Origin of the sequence: Paenibacillus sp. FSL R7-0652, from assembly GCF_038595045.1 — a bacterium.
GTDB lineage: Bacteria > Bacillota > Bacilli > Paenibacillales > Paenibacillaceae > Paenibacillus.
The window spans coordinates 1,548,899-1,567,054 of the sequence record NZ_CP152001.1; the positions used below are offsets into that span (position 1 = coordinate 1,548,899).

At 46.6% G+C, this 18,156-nt stretch carries 19 protein-coding genes, 1 tRNA gene and 1 riboswitch; of the genes, 17 read left to right on the top strand and 3 right to left on the bottom strand.

Going from position 1 to position 18,156, the window contains the following annotated elements; genetic code table 11:
- Positions 1-148: 148 nt before the first annotated feature.
- Positions 149-850, bottom strand: coding sequence for an urease accessory UreF family protein (locus MKY97_RS06820; protein WP_342554718.1), 702 nt, complete (start codon positions 848-850; stop codon positions 149-151).
- A gap of 500 nt (positions 851-1,350) precedes the next feature.
- Here MKY97_RS06820 and MKY97_RS06825 point away from each other — a divergent pair.
- A tRNA-Leu gene (locus tag MKY97_RS06825) sits at positions 1,351-1,433 on the top strand.
- A 188-nt stretch (positions 1,434-1,621) separates the two neighbouring features.
- Here the strand turns inward: MKY97_RS06825 and MKY97_RS06830 are convergent.
- Positions 1,622-2,098 carry a glutathione peroxidase gene (locus MKY97_RS06830; RefSeq protein ID WP_342554719.1) on the bottom strand — a complete coding sequence of 159 codons (477 nt, stop codon included), beginning with the start codon at positions 2,096-2,098 and terminating at the stop codon, positions 1,622-1,624.
- 390 nt (positions 2,099-2,488) lie between these two features.
- Positions 2,489-2,664: riboswitch (cyclic di-AMP (ydaO/yuaA leader) on the top strand.
- A gap of 118 nt (positions 2,665-2,782) precedes the next feature.
- Here MKY97_RS06830 and MKY97_RS06835 point away from each other — a divergent pair.
- Together MKY97_RS06835 and MKY97_RS06840 are read left to right on the top strand one after the other, a co-directional pair.
- On the top strand, positions 2,783-3,211 hold the full coding sequence (locus tag MKY97_RS06835; RefSeq protein ID WP_342554720.1) for a hypothetical protein: 429 nt from the start codon (positions 2,783-2,785) through the stop codon (positions 3,209-3,211).
- A 149-nt stretch (positions 3,212-3,360) separates the two neighbouring features.
- Complete coding sequence (locus tag MKY97_RS06840; RefSeq protein WP_342554721.1) at positions 3,361-4,059, top strand: HAD family hydrolase; 699 nt, start codon at positions 3,361-3,363, stop codon at positions 4,057-4,059.
- Between the two features lie 202 nt (positions 4,060-4,261).
- Here MKY97_RS06840 and MKY97_RS06845 read toward each other — a convergent pair whose 3' ends face one another.
- Complete coding sequence (locus MKY97_RS06845; protein WP_342556266.1) at positions 4,262-5,557, bottom strand: Nramp family divalent metal transporter; 1,296 nt, start codon at positions 5,555-5,557, stop codon at positions 4,262-4,264.
- Between the two features lie 480 nt (positions 5,558-6,037).
- On the opposite strand from MKY97_RS06845, the gene MKY97_RS06850 reads away from it, so the two are divergent.
- From MKY97_RS06850 to MKY97_RS06915, 14 genes are all read left to right on the top strand, one after another.
- Entirely contained in the window at positions 6,038-6,457 is a 420-nt protein-coding gene (locus MKY97_RS06850; RefSeq protein ID WP_342554722.1) for an organic hydroperoxide resistance protein, read from the top strand.
- Positions 6,458-6,679: 222 nt separating this feature from the next.
- Positions 6,680-6,925: a zinc ribbon domain-containing protein gene (locus MKY97_RS06855; protein WP_342554723.1), complete on the top strand. Its 246-nt coding sequence runs from the start codon at positions 6,680-6,682 to the stop codon at positions 6,923-6,925.
- A 106-nt stretch (positions 6,926-7,031) separates the two neighbouring features.
- The gene (locus MKY97_RS06860; protein ID WP_342554724.1) at positions 7,032-7,310 is read left to right on the top strand and encodes a hypothetical protein; all 279 of its coding nucleotides are present in this window, start codon (positions 7,032-7,034) and stop codon (positions 7,308-7,310) included.
- A 150-nt stretch (positions 7,311-7,460) separates the two neighbouring features.
- Positions 7,461-7,883 (top strand): thiol-disulfide oxidoreductase DCC family protein, encoded by a 423-nt coding sequence (locus tag MKY97_RS06865; RefSeq protein WP_342554725.1) that lies wholly within the window; start codon positions 7,461-7,463, stop codon positions 7,881-7,883.
- Between the two features lie 129 nt (positions 7,884-8,012).
- The gene (locus tag MKY97_RS06870) at positions 8,013-8,873 is read left to right on the top strand and encodes a DUF6612 family protein (RefSeq protein ID WP_342554726.1); all 861 of its coding nucleotides are present in this window, start codon (positions 8,013-8,015) and stop codon (positions 8,871-8,873) included.
- 224 nt (positions 8,874-9,097) lie between these two features.
- Complete coding sequence (locus tag MKY97_RS06875) at positions 9,098-9,481, top strand: VOC family protein (RefSeq protein ID WP_342554727.1); 384 nt, start codon at positions 9,098-9,100, stop codon at positions 9,479-9,481.
- 159 nt (positions 9,482-9,640) lie between these two features.
- The gene (locus MKY97_RS06880) at positions 9,641-10,906 is read left to right on the top strand and encodes a hypothetical protein (RefSeq protein ID WP_342554728.1); all 1,266 of its coding nucleotides are present in this window, start codon (positions 9,641-9,643) and stop codon (positions 10,904-10,906) included.
- The gene (locus MKY97_RS06885; protein ID WP_342554729.1) at positions 10,903-12,261 is read left to right on the top strand and encodes an ATPase, T2SS/T4P/T4SS family; all 1,359 of its coding nucleotides are present in this window, start codon (positions 10,903-10,905) and stop codon (positions 12,259-12,261) included. Before MKY97_RS06880 ends, MKY97_RS06885 begins: the two co-directional genes overlap by 4 nt.
- A gap of 75 nt (positions 12,262-12,336) precedes the next feature.
- Positions 12,337-13,116, top strand: coding sequence for a type II secretion system F family protein (locus MKY97_RS06890; protein ID WP_342554730.1), 780 nt, complete (start codon positions 12,337-12,339; stop codon positions 13,114-13,116).
- A gap of 12 nt (positions 13,117-13,128) precedes the next feature.
- Complete coding sequence (locus tag MKY97_RS06895; protein WP_342554731.1) at positions 13,129-13,998, top strand: type II secretion system F family protein; 870 nt, start codon at positions 13,129-13,131, stop codon at positions 13,996-13,998.
- A 44-nt stretch (positions 13,999-14,042) separates the two neighbouring features.
- On the top strand, positions 14,043-14,225 hold the full coding sequence (locus MKY97_RS06900; RefSeq protein WP_342556267.1) for a Flp1 family type IVb pilin: 183 nt from the start codon (positions 14,043-14,045) through the stop codon (positions 14,223-14,225).
- On the top strand, positions 14,203-14,880 hold the full coding sequence (locus MKY97_RS06905; RefSeq protein WP_342554732.1) for a TadE/TadG family type IV pilus assembly protein: 678 nt from the start codon (positions 14,203-14,205) through the stop codon (positions 14,878-14,880). Before MKY97_RS06900 ends, MKY97_RS06905 begins: the two co-directional genes overlap by 23 nt.
- 96 nt (positions 14,881-14,976) lie before the next feature.
- Positions 14,977-17,088: a hypothetical protein gene (locus tag MKY97_RS06910; RefSeq protein ID WP_342554733.1), complete on the top strand. Its 2,112-nt coding sequence runs from the start codon at positions 14,977-14,979 to the stop codon at positions 17,086-17,088.
- The gene (locus tag MKY97_RS06915) at positions 17,085-18,155 is read left to right on the top strand and encodes a pilus assembly protein (RefSeq protein ID WP_342554734.1); all 1,071 of its coding nucleotides are present in this window, start codon (positions 17,085-17,087) and stop codon (positions 18,153-18,155) included. The genes MKY97_RS06910 and MKY97_RS06915 overlap by 4 nt, the downstream gene beginning before the upstream one ends.
- The last annotated feature ends 1 nt before the right edge of the window (position 18,156 follow it).

An 18,156-nucleotide genomic window follows, 5' to 3' on the forward strand; every position in this document is an offset into this window, starting at 1 on the left:
TAAAAAATACGGAAATAAGTGTATTTTTTGAATTAATATGACGTAAATACGTTTTTATAAGCTTGCAAAAAAGTGAAAAACACGCCAGCAAGGGGATTGCGGCGTGTTTTTTTGTATGCATTTTTATAGAAGGGTGGAACGGGGAGAGTTATGCTCTGTAAGCATGGAGGCCTGCCCCGAGCATGTGAAAGTTGGGGAACAAGGGCTTCATAGACAGGGATGCGGGGGGCATATGTCCATCTGGAGAAGAGGTGCTCACGGTCGTCCATTCCTTCTCTAGGTCTGTGGTCAGACGACCCAGCAGTTCCTTGGTGACTTCTTCAGTTAGAGGGATAACTTTGGAGGCTTCGGATATACAAGCATACATGGCTGAATGCAGGTAACCGAGAACCGCCTCTTCGACGGGGATGTCAAGGTGGTGGTTAATCCAGGCGTGAACGGTAGGGAGGCAGCCAACGGAATTGTATTTTGCGAAGATCTGTTCAAGCGGGCTGAAGTCAATCCACGGATGCAGGGCGCGCGAGAGTTTGATTAAACGTTTGCCTATAGCTGATGCTTGTTCTCGAAGTTCAGCGGGTGTGCGCTGTACATGGACCAGTTTGTCGATCAAAGCGACACGCCAGGTGTCCTTATGATCTGTTGCGGTGTAGATGCCTTTGATCGCCATGCCTTCAAGACGCACAAGACTAGGGTGAAGCTGGCATCGCATGAACGATTCGATATCCTCGGCAGTACGTATGGAGCCTTCCTTGATATGGGTGTTCATGCCGAAGAGATGGGAGAACCCTCCAACCTGCACAGAGGGATCAAGCAGTTTCGCGTAATCGAGAAGCTTATTCCCACGATTCAAGATCTTTCGCCTCCTGTGTACAGTTGTGTAAATTTTCCTAACTTGATAAAGGTTTTTTTGAAAATTTGTGTGTAAATCCGAATTATATGATATATATTTTCACATAATAATCGGTGTTTTGTCAATAGTTAACAGAAAAAAAGACGTTTGTATAGGCCTGGTAAGTATTTTGTGTTATATAAACTTACACAAGCTTATTTGTGATAAAATAATTTGATTCTTCTAAAGTTCCTATTTCGAAAACGGATGGATTTACTCCGTCTTCGTGTGGCCTCTTTTTCGCAATCAGATTAATGTTATGTGCTTACTTCAGAGTTATGACAAAAATTTGCGCAGTTAGATGGAATTTGAGCAGTTAAATGAAAAATGAAAGGAGAAAGGAAGCTGAGTTGTATAAAAAGAAGTGTTATATTCAGGCTGCACAAGAAAATCTAGATAATTGCTTTACTTTTAAATAAGATTCCGGTATAATCAATTCTGTTGCCGATAATTTACGACATGCGGTCGTGGTGGAATGGCAGACACGCTATCTTGAGGGGGTAGTGGGCGTATGCCCGTGGAGGTTCGAGTCCTCTCGACCGCATTATATGAAGAGATACCTGAGAAGCTTTCCATAATGGAAAGCTTCTTTTCTTTGATCAGAACTGAAGTTCCGCAGCTCAATGGAACGTTCTGAACTAGTTGAAGCGGGTACAGCGAAAAAAAGCCATCCTGAAGCCTGAGCCTTGGCTCTTTGGTTTCGGATCGCTTTTTCATTTTATAAAATATAGTTTATTTCAACAAAGCCTCAATATCCTCTTGAATTTTGTCTGGTATCGTCTGCGGAGCATATCGTTTCACTACTTTCCCGTTCTGGTCAACCAGGAATTTGGTGAAGTTCCATTTGATTGCTTTCGAGCCGAGCAGGCCGGGTGCTTCTTTGGTAATATGTTGGAAAAGTGGATGGGCGCTGGAGCCATTGACGTCAATTTTTTCAAACATAGGGAAGCTGACACCGTAATTCATCTGACAGAACTCGGCAATATCATCGGAGGAACCTTTCTCCTGCGCAAACTGATTGCTTGGGAACCCAAGCACTTCAAACGGAGCATCCTGGAATTTATCCTGCAGCTCCTGCAGGCCCTTGAATTGAGGTGTGAGACCACACTGACTTGCTGTATTTACTATTAACAACACTTTGCCGCGATACTCGGACATCTCAATCTCTTGTCCGCGAAGGGTGTTTACTTTGTAATCATAAACTGACATAGGGATCGCCTCCATCATCTTGTTCTAGATACATTCATTATATTTTATGCAATTAAGTAATGCAAAACTTATTTGGCTTCTGCGTTGTTATGACCATCCTTGGTGTGTAAGATCGACGTAAGATTGAAATCGTTGTGAAATGTGATGATCCATTTTTGTGCGGCAGAGAATTAGACAGCTTGGAAGAGTTGGATAGCGTATAACCTCATTGTAAGCGTTATTATTGAAGATTATTGCCGGAAATCTGACGATTCAGTGATCTGGCCGCACTTTACATCATCATGGCACAGGTGTATGATTCATAGCGTAATTTGAATTTTAATAAATTTATACCTGAAAAACGAAACAAACGATAATATCGATCGGTTCTTTATTCAAGATGTACGAACGATGTTTTAATCGCTGAGTTTCCATTCATTAAGGGTGGAAAACGGGGGAACCAACAGGATGGGCTGTATTACAGCAGCAGACATCCATGGGGTGAATTTTCCGGTGACAGCCGGAAATAGGGCGACTCTCGCGCCCGAATCCGTCAGCTAACCTCGTAAGCGTTAAAGGGAGAGGCAGCAAACCGCACGCTGGTTCATGGCGTTTTCGTCATGGATTATTTAAGAAGCGTTTCGGAGGCCTTGGTCCCCCACGCTTCTTTTTTGTTGTCTTTTCACGCCAAGGGAGGAACGAACAATGGATAAAGAGATGATTTTGGTGACGGCTCCGAATGAAGCTGGACGTAAATTTGTGAAATTGCTGATGTACAAAAAAATGCCTTTTGCCGTTCTGACGAATAGTGCTGGTGAGGAGCGCAAACTTCGCCAGATTGGCGTAGAACATGTGATCCGCATGAATACGGCAGCGGCTGAAAAATGGTTTTTGCCGCAGGGCAGTGTAGGGAATGTATTTATTTTTGAAAATAGTCTGAACTTGACCTGCCGTTATCTGCAGATTTGCCGGTCATGGACATCCAAGTCCCTGTGTGTGATCACAGAGCAGAGCCATCCTAAAGGGATTTATCGGGGGATGGGGGCTGACAAAATCGTGTATTCATTGAACGGAGAAGTCGGTTTCCTTCTCAACAGCTGCAGCAAACAGGAAGCTGAAGTCAGCAGCTTATGATTGAGATTGATTCGATGTAAGACGCCTGCTATAATTGCAGCTATAGACTAACGGAATTTGAGGAGACTCATGCTTGTCGTGGGTCTTCTTTTTTTATGGATACAGTATGCAAGCTAGGGGTGACCTGCGGCTTATGAGGAGGAATCGGCGTGCCGGATATTGCCGGATTGAAGTGGTTGTTTTTTGATGTGGGGGATACGCTGGTGGATGAATGGGAGCCGGTAGACGATATCATCGGTCAATTCGTTCGTGAAGCTTGTGCTTATGGCTATCCAGTGAAAATTGAAGCGGTACGAGAGCTGTTTGCATCCTGTTATCGTAATTATGAACAGTGGCCAATGAAAGCTGCAATACGTACATATATTCATGATGAAGATCACCGCAAGCAGATTCAGGACAAGCTGAAATTCCGCAAAGAACTGGAGCGGCCCTTCCCTTCGGCGGCCAAGGTGCTGGAACGGCTCTCACATTACTATCGTATTGGCATCATAGCCAATCAGAGTCCTGGAACTGAGACTCGGCTGGAGAGTTACGGACTTCGGAAGTATGTCGATGTTCTGGCCTGTTCAGCGGAAGAAGGCGTGTCCAAGCCGGACCCGGAGCTGTATGCGGTTGCGCTGAAACAAGCTGGATGTGCTCCAGAAGAAGCGGTGATGGTCGGAGACCGAATCGATAATGATATCATACCAGCACGCAGCCTGGGCCTGCATACCATCCGTATTTTACAGGGATACGGAAGGTTTCAGCCCGAAACGTCGGAAGATGAGCGGGCGGACTGGACTGTTGAATCACTGGACGAACTGCTGCCCCTGCTCATACCTGATGACGATGCAAGTAAACCTATATAACGATCTGGTCGATGAGATCGGATTCGAGGTATAGGTGTCTGGGTGGCTTAACAAAGCAAAGACACCAAAAGGCTGATGCGCCCGTGTACTGCGGCACATCAGCCTTTTTTTATTTTGGAATGATATAAGCCTAAATCCTTTTTACACAGAAACGTTGATTGAAAGGAACAACCTGAAAAGCGAAGCGTTCGCCTTATATAGGTTAGAACAGCATGATGGTCTGGATAATGAGATATACATTCAGCACAACGATGATGGCAGCAATGATCCAGGAAACGATTTTGAGCCAAAGTTTGTTGACAAAAGGTCCCATGCTTTTTTTGTCGCTTGTAAACATGACAAGTGGAATGACAGCAAAAGGCAATTGCAGAGATAGAACGACCTGACTTAAGATCAGCAGTTCTTCTGTGCCGTGTTCACCCGCAATTGCGGTGACGATGACAGCTGGGATAATTGCGATCAGACGGGTGACCAGTCTGCGCAGCCATGCCGGGATACGGATATTCAGGAAACCTTCCATGACGATTTGGCCCGCCAGTGTGCCTGTAAGGGTGGAGTTTTGACCGGATGCGAGCAAAGCAACGCCGAACAGGATACTGGCAATCGTTGTGCCGAGCAGTGGTGTCAGCAGATGATAGGCATCTGAAATCTCGGCGACCTGTGTCATGCCTGCACTGTGAAATACAGCCGCAGATACGATCAGAATGGCGGCGTTGATGAACAGTGCGAGTGTTAAAGCAATGGTTGAATCCAGCGTAGTATAGCGAATGGCTTCTCTTTTGCCCTGAGTGGTCTGCTCAATCTGGCGGGTCTGTACAATGGAAGAGTGCAGATACAGATTATGGGGCATGACGGTAGCGCCGATGATGCCAATCGCAATATACAGCATGGCCGGGTTTTGCAAAATCTCGGTGCTGGGTACAAATCCGTGAAGAACACCGCCCATATCGGGTTTTGCCAAAAACAGGTCGATGCCAAAACAGAGCGCAATGGTCGCCATCAGCACAATGACGAGTGTCTCCAGTGCACGGAAGCCTTTGTTCTGCAGTACCAGAATGAGAAGCACGTCCACAGCGGTAATGATCACCCCGTACAGCATAGGGATATTAAATAGAAGCTTGAGAGCAATTGCCGAGCCGATGACTTCAGCCAGATCGGTAGCAGCAATCGCCAGCTCACATAGAATCCATAACATCATGACAACAGGGGGGCTAAAACGTTCGCGACAGGCTTGAGCCAAATCCCGCCCGGTCGCAATACCCAGTTTGCCTGCGAGGGACTGAAGCACTACGGCCATCATGTTTGAAATAAGAATGACGGATAGTAAGGTATATCCGAATTGGGAGCCGCCTGCGATATCAGTGGCCCAGTTCCCAGGGTCCATATAACCGACAGCTACGAGATAACCCGGACCAACAAAAGCAAGAAATTTTTTCCACCATGCTGCATTCTTAGGGACTTTCATGGAACTGTGTGCTTCACCCAGTGAAGGGGCCATTGATGCTGCAGATGCAGTTTCGCTGGCTGGAGAATTAAATGGATTTTTATGACTCATACTTGGATCACCTGACTTTACAATAAGATGTGATCGGCCTGCAGCCGAGGATTGATCAATTTTTGTATGTGCTCTGGCACGAATACTACAGTGTATACTTCCTATAAAAAGATAGGCTTAACAATAAAGGAAAAAACGACAGCGATATATCTAAAATTTTATGTTCACATTTACATTGTACACCTACAATAATTTTTGTCTAGTGCAACTTTTATGTGCTTGGACAAAAAAAGAGTCATACCAAAATATATCTTATAATATCTTACCCATGATGCCGAAAAAAACAGCCTCACATAGGGAGTGCATGAAATGGAGTCAATTGTAAATGCTGATAAAGAGGACAATCTGGCGTTTCAAATCGGGCCAGAAGTTTAAAATGAATTGTAGGCAGTTAAAATTACAGCAGCAAAGGAGAGATTTCTGATGGAAGCTTTATATACAGCTACAGCAACGGTAAAAGGTGGACGTACAGGTTCGGTAGCTTCTTCGGACGGGGTACTGCAGCATGATCTGAAAATGCCGAAAGAGCTGGGTGGAGCCGGAGGAGAAGGAACCAACCCTGAGCAGCTTTTTGCAGCCGGATACGGTGCTTGTTACGAAAGTGCTTTGGCTAATGTAGCCCGCAAAGCAGGAGTGAAATTGGAAAACGTCGTTGTAACCAGCAACGTCTCCATCGGTAAAGATCCTGCAGATGATGGATTTAGACTGGCAGTACGTCTCGATGTAAGTATGCCGGGCGTAGATCACAGCCAGGCTGAGGATCTGGCCCGCAAGGCTCATGACTTCTGCCCTTACTCCAAAGCAACACGCGGCAATATCGACGTTGTACTGAACGTAGTTTAATAAATAGACGGACCCGAGCTCTTTATGCCGGAGTCACTGGTGAAATAGAGAGCAGGGTATGCAGCGATACCCCATGTTCAAACACGAAGCCCTGCTGGCGATTCAGCAGGGTTTTGTTTTCCATATCTAAACATGAAGGGAGGAATATCCTGACCTTAGCGCGTACTTTTTTACATAACAGTACAGACATTCATGCCACATATTCCATAAGGGGGAACGGCGATGAGTATTGAAGAGATGATTGAGAGAAAATTTGTATGCACCAAATGCCGGGGGACGGATTGCAGCATCAAAGAAGTTTCCATGTCAGGCGCGGGACTCAGCAAAGTATTTGATATTCAGCATAACCATTATTTGTTTGTAAGCTGTACGTCCTGCGGTTATGTAGAGGTCTTTAACCCGGATGTGCTGAAAGGTAAAAAACAGGGACAGGTTGGTACGATTCTGGATATTCTCTTTGGCGGATAGGCATTGGTAAGTTGACATTGACCTGAAATTTCTTTAATATGACTTAGTACTGAAAAATGTCAGTGTCATCAGCATGAACCAAATTTGAATTCACAGGGTGATATCCATGTCTTATAGACCAAGTATTGCACAACTGCAAGTAGCCAGCAAAAACGAAAAAGACGGATTGTACGAATTTACGATGAAACTCGTGGATGGTACACAGTGCCGTGTATTCTACTCCAAGTCTCCGGATTGGAAAATGACTGCGATCAGCCGTCTGCAGAAAACACCCTGCCCTGTATGTCGTAAAGATTTCATCTGCAAATGTATGGATCAATGGTCAGGTGACCTGCACCAACAGATGGTGGACGACGAGTGGATGGAAAAAGCACTGGCTGAGTAATTGTTGGACAGATATGAGCGTAGGCAATGAGCCTGCGCTTTTTTTCTATTTTGGTACGGAAAGCATGACATAAAGTTCAGATTCGGCGAGAAATGTTGGCTCAAAGTGGGTAAGTATTGTCACAGCACCATAATAGGAGGCCACTATACGATGACAGCAGCTCATAAGGATAAGCACGAGGGACACCCGATTGTTCTTGTCGACGGCGTATGCAGCTTCTGCCAGGGATTAACAAAATGGATTATCAAGCGTGACCCGGAGGGGAAATATCACTTTGCTTCACTTCAGTCTGAGGTGGCGAAGGGACTGCTGGAGAAGGGCGGCCTGAAGACAGACAGCATGGATACGTTTGTCTTGATTGAAGATGGAAAATACTACACACGTTCAACTGCGGCGCTAAGGCTGGCTAAAGGTTTAAAGTTTCCCTATCCGCTGCTCTATATGTTTATTATCGTGCCCAAATTCATTCGTAATGCGGTGTATAACTGGGTTGCACGCAATCGATATCGCTGGTTCGGGAAAGAAGAAGCATGTATGCTGCCTACACCTGAGACTAAAGACCGATTTCTATAAGTATATAAGTAGCAGTTTTTCAGGATAATCTTCCATAAGAAAGAAATTGCCTGTAAGATGTTTAATGTCGGAAATTATTGGGTAATAGTATAAGTCAAATTATTTTTACATTATTGGGAGGATAACAACTTGAAGAAGTGGACGACAATGATTATTGGGGCATTACTAACAGTAAGCTTGGCAGCATGCGGGAACGATACAGATAAATCTGCAGCGCCATCAGCAGGAAACGAAACGACAACAAACGAGAGCGGTAAAACGGCGGAGCAGACTGCGGCTGTTCCAACACTGGATGAATTGCTTGCCAAAACAGGTGAAGCAACGAAAGCACTGAAAAGCTTCACGACTGAAGCCAACATCGATCAGAAGATCAAACTGGATGCAGGTGAGCAGTCTCAGGATCAGCAGGTGAAAACGTCTTTGAAAATGGATATCATTAAAGATCCGATGATGATCTATCAAGAGATGGAACTGGATATGTCTGGACAGAAGCAAAATGTAAAACAGTATATTACTTCAGACAAAATTTACTCCCAAGTAGGTGACCAGTGGGTAGCCATTCCAGAAGATCAAACGAAGGCACTCATCGAACAATTGAAAGCTAGCATGAATCCGGAAAAAGAGCTGGACCAATTCAAAAAAGTAAAAGAAGACGTTAAGATCACCGAAGAGGGCGACAACTATGTCCTGAACGCAGATGTGTCTGGTGACAATGTCAAGGAATTGGCTAAATCCGTTATGGAACAAAACGGTTCAGATGCTCAAATGAAGGCTATGCTTGATCAAATGAATATTAAGAGCATGAAAATGAAATATTTGATTAACAAAGAGACGTCTCTTATGGAGAAGATCGATGTAGAAATGATGATGGAAATGGAGCAAAACAATCAGAAAATGACGATGGACATGAAAATGGACACTTCATTCTCCAACCATGACAAGGTAGCGGAAATCAAGATCCCTCAAGAGGCGCTGGACAGCGCGAAGTAAGTGACAGCCTAACAAAACACCTTTGAATCTGACTTCGGTATACCCTGCAGGTAGCCGAATGAGGGTCAAGGGTGTTTTTTGGTTTTTGCCTCCTGTCAAAATGGTATAGTATAGGCATATGTGATTTATTTATAACTATGGACATAATCAGCATGATAAGCACGGGGCTCCGCATCGCTGTGTAAGGTTATGCATCATTGTCATACTGGGAAGGGGACGCTGAGATGATTAGATATGCACATATTCATCACGTAAGTCTGGCTGTTCGAGATTTGGAGAAGGCTAAAAAATTTTATTCCGGCTTGTTAGGTATGCAGGAGATTAAACGTCCACCTTTTCGTTCAACGGGTACGTGGTACGCCATCGGCAGTCAGCAGCTTCATCTGCTGCAGCATCCAGATGGTCACACCTTGCGGGAAGCAGGAATTGATACGACAGACGGACACTTTGCACTATGGGTGGTCAGTTATTCGGAGACGATTGCCTGGCTGGAGCAGCAGGGCATTGATTATGAGGCCAGACCTGATAGTGTGGCTGGATTTGCCCAGATTTTTATTCTCGATCCTGATCGAAATATTATCGAGTTTGGTGCACCATATGGTTCCTAGATAAGCAGGATAGAATAAATATCTTGCTCGTCCAGAAATTGTATGTTATATTATGTATAAATTCACAGCACGTGACGGAAGCACCGTCCATATCCTGCAGCTTTACGCAGGTAATGGACGGTGCTTTTTTGTGCTTCTTTGCAAGGAGGGAATGAGAAGGTGATCGTACTTAAAGCGGTACTGGTGTCAAGGGATAAAGATTATATTCGTGCCTGGCTTGATTATATACAGGGCCATTCATCAAGCTTCCACATGCGATTCACTGCTTTTTCCCAGTGGGATGCCTTCAGAAGTTATATGGATAAACAGACTGAACGCGAAGTGCCTGATGTGATCATTGCTGAGCCGGAGTTTTTGAACCCGTGGCTGATGAATGGAGGGAGGGAATCAGGCGTGCCATGGCTCATGCTTAGTGAGGGGAGTGAAGAAGGAAGCGAGATAAATCGGCTCATGAAGTATCAGCCGCTACCTGTTCTGCTGGAAGCTGTCAGGAACGCCTGCCGGCAGCCGCGGACCAAGCGAAATCGGCGTCCGGGTCAAGAGACGTTAACAGTTGGTTTATTATCGGCATCAGGTGGCAGTGGTAAAACAGCCGCAGCCCTGCATATGGCGAAGCAGCTTGGACTCGCGGGGTATGCAGTGCTGTATCTTAATCTGGAGACGCTGGACAGTTCGCTTCCTTTTTTGGAGAGCGGACTGGGGCAGGGCAGTCAGCCTCATGGGGAAGCGGAGACGGGATTATCACGGCTGTTATACGAACTAAAGGCTCATAAAAGGGAGATGGCGAACGGACAGGTTCAGAAGAAACATCCTGAGCCGGAGCACAGTTCGACACCAGGGAAAGGTGGGGAAATCAAAGGGCCGGGTGAATATGTTATTTCACATGAGGCGTTAAAGTCGGATATATTCTGGCCGTTAGCAAACCGGAGTGAAATGCTGCAGATGTCTAAGGCCGACACTGTGAGTCTTATCCGATACCTGAGTGATTGTGGACATTATGAAGTAGTCATTGTGGACGGAGATTCGGGCTGGAATGGACGAAGTGAAGGCATAATGGAAGCGGCGGATTCCTTCGTCTGGCTGATTGAGGATGATATTGCTGCAATGCACCGATGGGGGCAGTGGCTGCAGCATGCTGAACGAACCCATCCGGATATGCTGGCAGGTATGCTGGAACGTACGTATTTCGTAATCAATAAACATCGTGAGCAGGTGCTTAATCCTTTACCAAGGGCTGATCTGCAAGTGGATGCAGTCCTGCCTTATATTCCTTCCTGGAAGCAGCTCAATCAGGCGGAGGTTATGCTGAGTTCGCCCATCTTTCAGCGTGAAGTGAAGAAATTGTGTGCACTGCTGTTTCGAGCTGAGGGAGAAGAGCGGCGGCAGACAGGGCAGACTCCTCAACAGGGATCGTGGGTTCTATGACAGAACATTCACGTTTCGGGCATATCAGAGAGCGCGAACAGCAATTTCAAGCCATGCGCAGGGAAATACGTGCATCACTGGATCTGACTTCATCGGCTGGCGATGAGGAACTGTGGCAGGGAATCGAGAAGAAGGTCCTTGGTGATCCGAATCTAAAAGATATGACTTCGGGTGAACGTCATGCTTTGATACAGCGATTATTTGATTCTTTTCGCGGACTGGATATGCTGCAGCCTCTGGTTGATGACCCCGATATTACAGAGATTATGATCAACAGTCATCAGGAAATTTTTGTAGAGAAGGAAGGGGAAGTCAGGCGGATTCCGCAGCAGTTTGAGTCCAGAGAACGGCTGGAGGATATTATACAGATGGTCGTATCTCAGGTGAACCGAATTGTTAATGAATCTTCTCCTATTGTCGATGCGCGCATGAAGGATGGTTCGCGGGTCAACATTGTCCTGCCGCCCATTGCGCTTAAAGGTCCAACCATGACAATCCGGAAATTCCCGCACGAACCGATGAGCATGTCGGAACTGATTGAGAAAGGGGCTCTGCACCAGGAAGCTGCCGTGTTGTTGCAACAGTTAGTACGGAGCAGGTATAACATTTTTATCGGAGGTGGAACAGGGTCAGGGAAAACGACCTTTCTGAATGCTCTAGCCCAATTCATACCTGTTGATGAACGGATTATTACGATTGAGGATTCGGCAGAGCTGCAGATTGTGACGGTCCCTAACCTTGTCTCGTTGGAAACCCGAAACGCCAACACGGAGGGGAAAGGACAAATTTCTATCCGGGATTTGATCAGAACTTCCCTGCGGATGCGTCCGAACCGGATTATTATTGGAGAAGTGAGGGGATCTGAGGCACTGGATATGCTGCAGGCGATGAATACTGGCCATGATGGAAGCTTGTCAACGGGGCACGCCAATACGATCCAGGACATGATGAGCAGACTTGAAACGATGGTACTCAGTGGTGCGGAACTTCCAATTACCGTTGTGAGGCAGCAGATCGGCTCAGCTATCGATATTTTTGTACATCTTTCCCGCCTTCGTGACCGATCAAGGCGAGTGACGGAAATCAGTGAAGTGATTGGTATGCAGCATGGGGAAGTGGTGCTGAACCCTTTGTTTCGTTTTCAAGAAGACGAGGAGCGGGAAGGGCGCATTATCGGTGGACTAATCGGAACGGGGAGACTAATGAACGTGGATAAAGTTCGGATGGCTGGACTTGGACAATGGCTTGATGGATATCTGGAACAAATCGCCGGGCGAGAGTCGCAGGTGAATGAGCAGTATAATAAGCAGCAGAACGAACAAGAGGTTGAAGAAAATGAAATTGAAATCTTATAACAACAGTATTGAGTGAAAAATCGTTGGCTGAAGTCGTTGATAGTGTTATCCGTATCTCGCTTACGAAACGACATCATGGGGAGGAGGTGCAGTGTGGAGCGAGGGAGGCAGGTTTTGACGGATTATACCGTATATGCACTTGGTTCCAAACAGCGTCTGGTGTGCATGCTGGTCAGCGGTCTATTGTTCTTTGGTGTTGGTTTGCTTTTTTATCATCACTGGCTTGCAGGAGCTGTTCTGGCTGCAGGGTGTATATGGGTACCGAGGTTTTGGACAAAGGTGCTTCTTGAACGGAGAAGAATGACGCTTAGTCTGCATTTCAAACAAGCCCTTTATGCACTGTCTTCCGCGCTGGCGGCCGGAAAATCAGTAGAGAACGGGTTTAAGGAATCGGTTGAAGACCTGCGAATGTTGAATCCGGAAGCAGATACGGATTTGATTCGGGAATTCACCATATTGCGGACACGGATGGAATACGGACAGCCGATTGAAGAGGCGCTCCAGGATTTTTCGGATCGTGCACAGATTGAAGATATCACCAATTTTGCAGACGTGTTTATTACCTGCAAACGAACGGGGGGTGATCTGGTGGAAGTGGTCCGCCGTACCTCTGCAGTGATAGGAGAGAAGCTGGATATACAGCAGGATATTATGGTCGCCGTGGCCCAGAAAAGATTTGAATCCAAGGTGATGTTTGCAGCACCGTTTATCTTTCTGCTATTTCTCAACTGGACGGCGGGTGATTTCATGAAGCCGCTATACAGCGGGCTTGGATATCTCATCTCTACAGGTGCACTTGCTGTTCTGGTCTGCTGTTACTTGTGGATTCATCGCATTATGGATATCAAAGTGTGAGGAGATGAAAGGATGCTGCTGTCCCTCATCATTGGAGGCGTGCTCGGAACGGGGTGGATCATGCTTGATCGAACCCGGGGGCAAACCTATAGACATTTGCGAAAGCTGCATATGGAAGGGATACGTTTTAAAAAAATGCATGGCCCGTTTCTGTTCATCATGGACAAGTTGGAGATGAGCCGCAGACTACCTGTGCTCATGTTCCGAATGCAGCATGCGATCCAGAAGATGCACGGCGTGCAGCATAGCGGTGAGAAAACGCTGCTCTATTGTGCCGAGATGCTGACCTACTCATGGCTGCTGATGCTGGCAGGGTGCCTGCTTGCACTTGTCGGGGAAGTAGGTACAGGAGGATTAGTCGGGGGATTTGTTCTTGGAATGGCTGTACCCTTTGCAATGTATAAAGATCTTGACACCAAAGTAAAGCGAAGGGACCAGGATATCCTCTTAGAGCTGCCTGAACTGCTTAATCGGATTGTGCTTCTGGTTGGAGCGGGAGAAACGGTGCAGCGTGCGATCGTTCATTGTGTGAACAACCAGGGCGAACGGGAACATCCATTGTATAACGAGCTGCGAAGGGCAGCAGAGGATTGGAATAACGGTTATTCGTTCCAGCAGTCCTTCGAGCAGTTCAGCCGCCGCTGTGGTGTACAGGAAGTGACGATTTTTACAACGACCGTGCTGCTGAATTTAAGGCGTGGGGGAGGTGACTTTGTATTGGCGCTGCGGGATCTGTCACATGTTTTGTGGGAGAAACGCAAGGCGGTCAGCCGGGCCAAGGGAGAGAAGGCTTCTTCCAAACTGGTGTTTCCGATGGTATTGATCTTTTTTACAATTGTGGTCATGATCGGTGCGCCTGCTTTTATGATGATGAATATGTAGGAGGGATTGGGATGTTTGTACCGAGAAGCAGCACGATCGAAGTGATGAAGAACAAGACAGCCGCATTGTGGAAAGACGAAGAGGGTCTGGGTACGCTGGAACTGATTCTGATCATCGGTGTAATTATCATTATTGCGCTCATCTTTAAAGACCAGATTACACGATTGATTACAAGTCTGCTTTCCAAAGTGGATACAAAAAGCAATGAATTTTTCCCGGGTAAATAAGCTCAGGAAGGAAGAAGGGAGCTTCACCGTTGAAGCTTCCCTGGTCTTTCCGATCCTGCTGTTTATTCTGGTGCTGCTGCTTTTTTTTACCATGTATATGTATCAAAAAACATTTTTGAACCAGCACGCCTATGCAGCGTCTGAACGAGCAGCCTACAGCTGGGATAACAGCCGCAAACAAGCACTGACTGGGGAGTATACTGCCGGAGAACATGATCCTTTGTACTGGCGGATAACAGACGATCGGCTATTGGGTGCATTGTTTGGGTGGGCAGGAGCGGATAATGAGATTAGTGTTCCTGTACCTGGATATGAAGACGGTAATCTTTCAGAAAAAAAGTTAATTCAAGCCTCCAGTCATATGCCTTCAGCCATGAAAGGCACAATGATGTATCAAAATACATTGATCCAGCGGAAGGTCACAACCAGGCTTGAGCAGGTCATATTTCTGCCTCTGCCCTCATTTTTATTCAATTCAGGCAGCGGTGTGCTCACACAGGGCTCATCCGCAGTTGTGGAACCAGTCGAATTCATTCGAATGGTCGATTTGGCAAGGTATTACGGTGCGAAGTTCAAAGGTAAAGGCGGGAAGGCAGCGGCTTTATCTGCAGAAGCGGGACAAGTTATACAGTATTTTGGCAAAAGCAAAAAATAGTAGAGGAGGAGGGAGGCGCTGTTTCGAAAAAGAGATGGTGAATCAGGTGCTGTCACGCTGTTTATAATCTTAATTTTGGCTGGAGTGTATATGTTTGTGGCGATCTTTATTGATTATGCACGAATGGCAGCTTTCAAGGTACAGGCCGAGCGGATGGCACATGCTGCAATGAGATCGGTTATGTCAGCTTATGATACATCACTTCGGGAGTATGGTTTGTTTGCGTATGGCGACAGCAGCGGAGATGCGATTATGGCTAAGGTATTGAATGATAGTGTAAAACCTTCATCTGTAAAAGATGGGTTCCCGATTCTGGATATTCAATGGGATACGACATCACTACGTATGGAGCGTGAACTGGGCAGGTATCATATTTTTAATCGTCAGATTCAGGAGGACATGAAGTATAGGGCTCCGGTTGACTTTGTGATTGAAGTGATTAATCGATTCAAGCCAATCTCGGATGAGATGAAAGAAGCGGCACATACGGTAGACCTGCTGAAGAAATTACAAAAGCTCTATGACAAACGCGAGAAACTGCTGGATGAAGCGATATCCAATCAGGCAGCGTCTGCAGAGAAGGTCAAGAGGCTCCCCGTCTTGATTATGAAATCCCCTGCCCAGATGATCTATGACGAAATGCTTGAAGAAACCCCGGATACCGCAGCAGAAACTGCGGCACGTTATGCCGATTACTTAAGCAAGAAGCAGGCAGATGAGGGGCTGCCTTTTAACGAACAGCAGTACATATTGGAATTGGGGCGTTACCGGACAGGAGTAAATCATGTAGTGACAGAGATCAGCATGCTGCTGCAGCCAGCACTTCAGACCCATCAGACCAAGCTTGTGGAAGCACAGGCCAAGATTGAAGAGGCACGGCAAATAAATGAAGAGATGAAACGAGTCATTGCAGAAGGAGAAAGTCGTTCCGAGAATGCCGATTATGAGCACGTGGGAAGCGCTGCTCTGCCTGGAACGAGTGCTCCATCTACCGGTTCCGGCAGTGAAGTCAAAAGTACACGTTCACTTGCTTCGGAGCTTGTGAGGGAGGATGTTTTGTTTGATCGTTTAAGTTCCCGTGTCCATTCGCAAAATGAATCATTTTCTGACATGCGAAAAGACAGTATTGAACTAAACGCACAGCTTCGTGATGTAATACATAGGAGTGGGGTTCCGATTAAACCTGCTGTTATACGGGCTGGTCAGACTGTGGAACAATACATGGATTCCTTCGGGAGAAAAGGTCCTTCCAATCTCATTGCGCAAAGTAAGCAGGAGCTTGAGAACGGGCGTGGATCGGATGCGCAGCGCAAAGAGAATGACAAGCAGTCCAAAGGGGAATTGAGAGCAGTCAAGCGAATACTTACCCGAATTGAAAAAGGGAATTCCGGTTCGAAGCAGGCCTTCAAGCAGCTGGAACAATTCTATGAGGACAATTTGGAGCTGAATGAGAAGAGTAAAGGAAATGTGGAAACGGCTGACGTTGCGAGTGATCCTTACGATTCCGGAGGTCAGGCTATGAGGGGGATGGATCATCTGTTTGGCGGAATGTCTGGGCTGCTGGATGATCTTGGAGATGAGTTATTTCAGAATGAGTATGCACTCGCCTACTTTAACTCGATGGATTTTGGTCAGTTGTTCTCTTGGACCGAAGGCAGTGGAGATGCTAATGATGTGTTTAAGCTGGAGAATCAGGAGCTGGAATATATCATTTATGGCTTTCACAATCCTTCAGGTAACATCGCGGCTGCATATGCGGAGGTTTTCGGCATACGTCTGGCCATTCGTACAGCCGAAGGTTTAGTTGAGAACAGTAAGCTGGGGAATCCGCTTCTTGTGCTGTCTGCGGCAATACTATATGGAATTACGCATGCTGTAGAAGATATGGTCAAACTGGCTAAAGACGGCAGTGTCGAGTTATCCAAATATATTAAAGTGGAGCTGACGTATAGGGATCATCTTCGACTATTCCTGCTCATGCACAGCAGTAATGAACGTAAAATGTCACGTATGCTGGCATTGATTCGGTTGAATACGGGTGTGAATCCGGATGAGAAGCAGACGTATGCTTCCGGGCAGATCCGGAGCAGCATCAAGCTGTGGTTCCTGCCCGGAGTTGTACGAAGTATAGGTGCTGCCATGGGCAGTGCGGATCAAGTAGAGGATGGACGGTTGTTCATTGAACGGAAGGCGGATTATTCCTATTGAACAGGTGGAGAGATTTGATTGCAGGCAGGGTAGATAAACAAATTCAGGTTGAGGATGAAAGGACAAGTGTGCGGATACAGCATCGAATCTTGCGAATCAGTAGAGCGGAACGCTTGAAGCTGATGCGAGAACAGATGTTGGAAGCTAAAAAAGAGCAGGGCAGCATGGTGCTGGAGGCTTCGCTGGTTCTGCCTGTTTTCCTATTCTTTATTCTGTTTCTGATCTTCATCGTTCAGATGACATTAATCTCAACTGCTCTGCAAAGTGCAGCAGGGGAAACCGTAAAACAGCTGTCAACTAAAGTATATCCGGTCTCGCTTGTATTTGCTCCTTCTGATGCTGCCGGAGGCGAGAGTTCAGAGCAGGCATGGAAGTGGCCCAAGCTATCTCTGACGGAATGGGCGGACGATTACGCCTCTTTATTACCAGAACCGTTAAGTGACTGGGTACGAGCGGCAGCGAAAAGTGGAGAAGAGCCGCTGCAAAACATTAAATCCTCAGCAGTGGAGACGGTGCTTGATCCTGTTGTCAAGCCGCTGCTGCAGCCATTTGTTGAATCGGCGCTGCTGGATTTAGAGCGGACTCATGTTAACGGAGTATCCGTTCCCAACCTGAAGAGTAGAACGAATCCTTATTTCAGACTTGAGCTGAGTTACGAGCTGCCTGTGAAGGTTCCTTTTCTCGGGAAAGCTCTGCGGATTCAGGCTGCTGCGGCAGAACGGATATGGATTGGTGACACAGGCGAGGGAACAGGCGGTGAGGACGGGAGTGGCAGCAGCCCGAGGGCTGCAGTCATTTTGTCCAAGCCGGACCCGGCTTTTATAGGCAACTATGCATCGATTAAGGTTCAGGTAGAACCGGGAGCTTCGGCGAATCTCACGATTTTTTACAAGTCAGGTGAGAGTACCGCGAAGCACATCGGCTGGGCGGTTGCTGATGAACAGGGAATCATAGAGTGGACCTGGTTTGTCGGTACGCGAACAACGGAAGGGTCATGGATTTTTGTTGTGGAGACAGCGGAAGGTGCTCAGACGGAAGATTCGTTTACTGCAGCATCCAGAAAATAAG